Annotated in this window: 5 protein-coding genes; 4 read left to right on the top strand and 1 reads right to left on the bottom strand. The window is 57.4% G+C overall.

The genetic code is table 11. The features are described from left to right. The first annotated feature begins 742 nt into the window (after window positions 1–742). The gene (gene fdhA, locus ACTJK5_RS12545; RefSeq protein ID WP_440612543.1) at window positions 743–1933 is read left to right on the top strand and encodes a formaldehyde dehydrogenase, glutathione-independent; all 1191 of its coding nucleotides are present in this window, start codon (window positions 743–745) and stop codon (window positions 1931–1933) included. 91 nt (window positions 1934–2024) lie between these two features. Here fdhA and ACTJK5_RS12540 read toward each other — a convergent pair whose 3' ends face one another. After that, window positions 2025–3074 (bottom strand): Fe(3+) ABC transporter substrate-binding protein, encoded by a 1050-nt coding sequence (locus tag ACTJK5_RS12540; protein ID WP_343106474.1) that lies wholly within the window; start codon window positions 3072–3074, stop codon window positions 2025–2027. Between the two features lie 279 nt (window positions 3075–3353). Here ACTJK5_RS12540 and rirA point away from each other — a divergent pair, with 279 nt between their 5' ends. The 3 genes from rirA to osmF all read left to right on the top strand — a co-directional run bounded on the left by rirA (window position 3354) and on the right by osmF (window position 6080). Then, window positions 3354–3830, top strand: a complete 477-nt coding sequence (rirA, locus tag ACTJK5_RS12535; protein ID WP_062427286.1) for an iron-responsive transcriptional regulator RirA — start codon at window positions 3354–3356, stop codon at window positions 3828–3830. Window positions 3831–3965: 135 nt separating this feature from the next. Beyond that, complete coding sequence (locus ACTJK5_RS12530; RefSeq protein ID WP_113260110.1) at window positions 3966–5000, top strand: AbrB family transcriptional regulator; 1035 nt, start codon at window positions 3966–3968, stop codon at window positions 4998–5000. Window positions 5001–5168: 168 nt separating this feature from the next. After that, window positions 5169–6080 carry a glycine betaine ABC transporter substrate-binding protein OsmF gene (gene osmF / locus ACTJK5_RS12525; RefSeq protein WP_440612542.1) on the top strand — a complete coding sequence of 304 codons (912 nt, stop codon included), beginning with the start codon at window positions 5169–5171 and terminating at the stop codon, window positions 6078–6080. Window positions 6081–6087 lie beyond the last annotated feature (7 nt).

Raw genomic sequence — 6087 nt, 5'->3', positions numbered from 1 at the left:
TCGTCAGGCTCATAACCTGAAGGCCGCAGGTTCAAATCCTGCCCCCGCAACCAGATATACGACGATCATCAAAACCCCGGGGCAAAAAAAGCCGCGGGGTTTTGGCGTTTCTAGAGCAGAAATGTTTGCTGTCCTGACTCCCTGGTGTCGGAAGAAGCCATCATCCGCCACACAATGCGATTCCACTCGACCGGAATGAGGATGGCGGCCTTTCGTTCCGAGGCTCGGTGAGCGCTATCATTGACGAAAGTCGTTCTCGACCCGGTCGATGACTTCTCTTGACAAAAGTAAGCCATTGAGAAAATCGCAAAATAAGATGCAATAGCTCTAGATTTCGCTGGCTTTGCTTCCAGCCACACAGTGAACGCGCGCCCACCCGACATCCAACATCAAACCCTGATCCCGTGGAATCCGTCGGAAACTGACGCCTGGAACGCGCCACCTATCGGTTAGACGCTAGACCTCAGTGTCGTTGAACATACAAGGCGTGTCGTAATCCAGAACGTTTACCTCAGCCTCACGTGGTCTGCTGTCAGCATCGAAACGCCACTTGAGGAGGTGGCGTCATTCGTGTCGATGGCCGGGCTCAACCGGCCAGGAGGAGGATCACTCTGGAGGATCCGTTGGTGAGGAACGGGTAAGTCCCAGTCTTTACCGGATCACCTATTGATCGTCCGACAGTGGAGAATGTCGCGGCTCTGACGGCTTCGGCATTGATGTTCAAACCATGGAGGAGATGGATATGAGCAGGAACCGAGGCGTTGTCTATTTACGGCCGGGTCAGGTGGAGGTTCGTGATATTGACGATCCGAAGCTGGAAGCCCCGGATGGACGCAGGATCGAGCACGGCGTGATCCTGAAAGTCATCTCGACCAATATTTGTGGATCGGACCAACACATGGTGCGGGGTCGCACCACAGCAATGCCAGGTCTTGTCCTAGGTCACGAGATCACTGGCGAAGTCATCGAAAAGGGCATCGATGTCGAGATGCTCGAGGTCGGCGATATCGTCTCAGTGCCGTTCAACGTTGCCTGCGGTCGTTGCCGTTGCTGCAAGTCGCAGGACACAGGCGTCTGCCTCACCGTCAATCCGTCCCGCGCCGGCGGCGCCTACGGATATGTCGATATGGGTGGCTGGATCGGCGGCCAGGCGAAATATGTCACCATCCCCTATGCCGACTTCAACCTTCTGAAATTCCCCGATCGCGACAAGGCGATGTCGAAGATCCGCGACCTGACCATGCTGTCCGATATCCTGCCAACCGGTTTCCACGGTGCGGTGAAAGCCGGCGTCGGCGTCGGCTCGACCGTCTATGTGGCGGGTGCGGGTCCGGTCGGTCTTGCTGCCGCAGCCTCTGCCCGTATCCTCGGTGCAGCCGTCGTGATGATCGGCGACTTTAACAAGGATCGTCTGGCGCATGCCGCCAAGGTCGGCTTCGAGCCGGTGGATTTGTCCAAGGGCGATCGCTTAGGCGACATGATTGCCGAGATCGTCGGCACCAATGAAGTCGACAGCGCGATCGATGCGGTCGGCTTTGAAGCGCGCGGCCATGCCGGCGGTGAACAGCCTGCTATCGTTCTCAACCAGATGATGGAAATCACCCGTGCGGCCGGTAACATCGGTATTCCGGGCCTCTATGTGACGGAAGATCCGGGCGCGGTGGATGAGGCGGCCAAGCAAGGCAGCCTGTCGCTGCGCTTCGGTCTTGGCTGGGCGAAGGCGCAATCCTTCCACACAGGCCAAACGCCGGTTCTCAAATATAACCGCCAGCTCATGCAGGCCATCCTGCATGACCGCCTGCCGATCGCCGATATCGTCAACGCCAAGATCATTGCGCTGGATGACGCGGTCCAAGGCTATGAAAGCTTCGATCAGGGTGCCGCGACCAAGTTCGTTCTCGATCCGCATGGCGATCTGATCAAGGCGGCATGATCGGTTCAGTGCAACGACACCACACAGGAGCGCCCGCGATTTTGTCGCGGGCGCTTTTTTATGTCATCAGGCAGGTTGTATAGGCCTGCTTTTACTGCGACGGCCCGTCATTGAAGCCGACTTCGTCGACCAGTTCGGAGGCCTCTTTCCGGTGCGCTGCAATCTCTGTCAGCGACAGTGTATCTGGCTTGATTGGCCCAAAGCCCTTGACCACATCCGAGGGCTGGGCACCGGGCAGCACCGGATACTCGAACACCTGCTTGGCGTAGATTTCCTGCGCTTCTCCTGACGCCAGGAATTCCATCAGCTTCAGGGCGTTTTCCTTGTTCGGCGCGTACTTCGTCATGGCAACGCCGGAGATGTTGACATGTGTGCCGCGATCTTCGGCATTGGGGAAAATCACCTTGACGCTGTTGGCCCAGACCTTTTCTTCCGGTTCCTGCTCATTGGCCAGCATCAAGCCGACATAATAGGTGTTGCCCAGCGCAATATCGCATTCGCCGGAATAGATGGATTTCGCCTGGCTGCGATCCGTGCCGTCCGGCTTGCGCGCCAGATTGTTTTTGAGGCCCGTCAGCCAGGTGCGGGTATAGTCGATGCCGTGATGGGCAATCATCGAGGCAAAGAGCGCGATATTGTAGGAATGCTGCCCGTCGCGAATGCAGATTTTGCCCTTCCACTTCGGATCGGCAAGTTCCTCATAGGTGATCGACTGCTGCGGCACGCGCTCCTTTGAGGCGTAAACGACGCGTCCACGGGTTGTCAGTCCAAACCACTCGCCTTCCGGGTCGCGAAGATTGGCCGGAATATCCTTCTCGATGATGGGGTCGTTGAGCACCGGCTGCGTGACGCCACCCTCCTTGGCCTCGACCAGCCGGGCGATATCGACAGTCAGCAGAATATCGGCGGGAGAATTGACGCCCTCGGCCTGAATGCGTTCGACCAGTCCCTTGTCCAGGAAGAGAACATTTGTCTCGATCCCGGTTTCCTTGGTGAAGGCGTCGAGCAGCGGCTGGATCAATTCAGGCTGGCGGTAGGAGTAGACATTAACCTCACCACCGGCAAAGGCAGATGACGTGCTGCCACAGGCGATAGATACCACCGCACCGAGCGTCAGAAAGCTGGTTTTCAATCTTGCCATGCCACAGGTCTCCCTTAGCGCGCCGTGCGTCCATTCTTGGACGCACAGAGGACGCGCGATTCCCGTTGAATCCACGCATCGTGCTTATCGAAAATCGGTTCCGATTTTCGGGCCGATGCAGTAGGATTGAATAGTGGAGTTCTTTGTTCATGAATCGGCGGGCTGGTCAACGGTCAACCACCGGAGATCGAGCGGGTAAGGAAGTTTTTTTCATGTCTGGAATTGTTCTAAACTGAAAAACAAACTATATAACTCCACATTACCGATCAGGAGATCAGCATGCGTTTGACCAAACAGACCAACTATGCAGTCCGCATGTTGATGTATTGCGCCGCCAATGACGGCAATCTGAGCCGCATCCCTGAAATCGCCAAGGCTTACGGCGTGTCGGAGCTTTTCCTCTTCAAGATTCTTCAGCCGCTGACGAAGGCCGGCCTCGTTGAAACCGTTCGTGGCCGCAATGGCGGCGTCAAGCTCGGCAAACCGGCTGACAAGATCAGCCTGTTCGACGTGGTCAAAGTCACCGAAGACAGCTTTGCCATGGCGGAATGTTTCGAGGACGGCGCTGTGGAATGTCCGCTTGTCGATAGCTGCGGCCTTAACTCCGCACTTCGCAAGGCGTTGAACGCATTCTTCGACGTCCTGACCGAATATTCGATCGACGATCTGGTCAAGGCCCGCCCGCAGATCAACTTCCTTCTCGGTCTCGATCAGCTGGCGCCGCGCGTGCATCCGACACCGGTTGCCGCGGCCTGATCATCGCATCGAGACTTTTCCAGAAGCCCGCCCGCAAGATTGCCGGCGGGCTTTTCTTTTGGAAAAGCTTGATTTCGGCGGCGATGACGGCGCAAGTGGGCGTCTCCTGTTTGCGTTTTGATTCTCACCGGTGCCATGATCTCCATATCCGAGCTTTCTCGCCTTGCCTTGACCGTCTTCATCGGCAGTCTTGGCGCGCTGTTCGGCGTGTTGGTGGGCCTTCCGGCACCCTTTCTCTGCGGCCCGGCCCTCGCCGTCACCGGCGCAAGTCTTCTCGGCCTGACGCTTTCGGTGCCGAAGAACCTTCGCAGCGCCACTTTCGTCATCGTCGGCGTATCGATGGGAACCAACATCACCCCCAACGTCTTCGAAGCGGCTAGAGCCTGGCCCTTGAGTTTCGTCGCTGTGCTGATGACGGTGGTGGTGCTTCTTTATGCCGCCTATTGGATCCTGCGCTTCATCTTCCGCTATGACCACACGACGGCAATGCTCGGTGCGTCTCCAGGCCATCTCAGCTACATCATCAGCCTGACGGCAGAGACCAAGAGCGATCTTGCAACTGTCAGCGTCATCCAGAGTGTGCGCGTTTTGGCACTGACGCTCACCGTGCCGCTGATTGTCAAATATCTCGATCTCGTCAGTGTTGAACCCTCCATCCTGCCGCCGCCCATGCCAGCGCTGGAACTCGGATTGACCCTGCTTGCCTCGCTGGCCGTCGGTCTTGTTTTCATGCGCTGGCGCTTTCCGGCGGCACTGCTTCTCGGTGGTGTCGCCGTTTCTATCGGTTCACACGTCACGGGCTTCTCCAGCGGCGGCGTGCCGGACTGGCTCGCCATCCCCACCTATATCGTCCTTGGAAGCCTGATCGGTACGCGCTTCTCGCGCTCCTCGTTGAAGGATATGAGGAAAGCGTTTTTGGCTGGTGCCGTCGTCACGGTCGCGGTCGTCGTCCTTGCCTGCTCGATTGCCGTCCTCGTTTCCAGTCTGACGGGTGTTCCGCTCAACGCCGTGATGATTGCATTTGCGCCTGGTGGGCTCGAGACGATGGCAGCCATGGCGGTGATGATGCATGCGGATACGGCCTATGTCGGCTCACATCATGTGCTGCGCCTGCTGTTTCTCTCGGTGCTCATGCCTTTCGTGATCGGTAAACAAGCGCGCGGGCGTTGAGCGTCTGACACGAAACTGCGGATTTTCCTCAGCGCGCATTTTTCGCTGCAACTTTTTTGCCGCCTGCCTCGTTACTTCGTGCTGAACCGGGGACAGTCGCTCATTCGTATTGGTCAGAAAGACGAGGCATTGTCCTGCCCGCGTAACCGTTCCGAGTGGAGATTGCCCATGAACCGTCTGATGAAGCTGGCCGGCGCTGGATTTGCGCTTGCTCTTTATGCCTCCATTGCCCAAGCGCAGGTCGTCGTCTCATCCAAGATCGACACCGAAGGCAGCGTTCTCGGCAACATCATCCAGTCGGTTTTGAACGTCAACAATATTGCCACCACTGACCGCATCCAGCTGGGCGCCACACCTGTGGTGCGCAAGGCGATTATCGCAGGCGAAATCGATATCTATCCGGAATATACCGGCAACGCCGCCTTCTTCTTCGAAAAGGCAGACGATCCTCTCTGGAAGGATGCCGCCAAGGCCTATGAAGAAGCCAAGACGATGGATTACGACGCCAACAAGATCGTCTGGTTGTCGCCTTCTCCCGCCAATAACACCTGGGGTATCGCGGTTCGCAAGGATGTGGCGGAGAAGAACAATCTCAAGACACTGAGCGATCTTGGCAAATATGTTGCCGGCGGCGGCCAGATCGTCCTTGCTGCATCTTCTGAATTCGTCAACTCGGCCGCAGCTCTGCCCGCCTTCCAGAAGACCTATGGATTCACGCTGAAGCCGGAGCAGTTAATCACGCTTTCGGGCGGCGATACGGCAGCGACGATCGCCGCGGCCGCCAACCAGACCAACAATGCCAACGCTGCCATGGTCTATGGCACCGATGGCGGCATTGCGCCGTCCGGCCTCGTCGTTCTCACGGACGACAAAAATGTGCAGCCGGTCTATCAGCCTGCACCCATCATCCGCGAAGAAGTGCTGAAGAAGCATCCTGACATCGAAAAGGTCCTGAAGCCGGTCTTCGAAAAGCTCGATCTTACGACACTGCAGGAGCTCAATGGCCGTGTGCAGGTGGGCGGGGAGCAGGCAAAGGCCGTTGCGCTCGATTTTCTCACCAAGAACGGCTTCGTGAAGTAAGAGGTGT

It is taken from the genome of Agrobacterium sp. 22094 (genome assembly GCF_052046015.1).
GTDB classification, from domain to species: Bacteria; Pseudomonadota; Alphaproteobacteria; order Rhizobiales; family Rhizobiaceae; genus Agrobacterium; species Agrobacterium cavarae.
This window is presented reverse-complemented; position numbering and strand designations above follow the sequence as displayed.

Excerpts from the sequence above, each read along its gene's own strand:
- fdhA (WP_440612543.1), top strand. The coding sequence starts at position 743 with ATGAGCAGGAACCGAGGCGTTGTCTATTTACGGCCGGGTCAGGTGGAG.
- ACTJK5_RS12540 (WP_343106474.1), bottom strand. The coding sequence starts at position 3,074 with ATGGCAAGATTGAAAACCAGCTTTCTGACGCTCGGTGCGGTGGTATCT.
- rirA (WP_062427286.1), top strand. The coding sequence starts at position 3,354 with ATGCGTTTGACCAAACAGACCAACTATGCAGTCCGCATGTTGATGTAT.
- ACTJK5_RS12530 (WP_113260110.1), top strand. The coding sequence starts at position 3,966 with ATGATCTCCATATCCGAGCTTTCTCGCCTTGCCTTGACCGTCTTCATC.
- osmF (WP_440612542.1), top strand. The coding sequence starts at position 5,169 with ATGAACCGTCTGATGAAGCTGGCCGGCGCTGGATTTGCGCTTGCTCTT.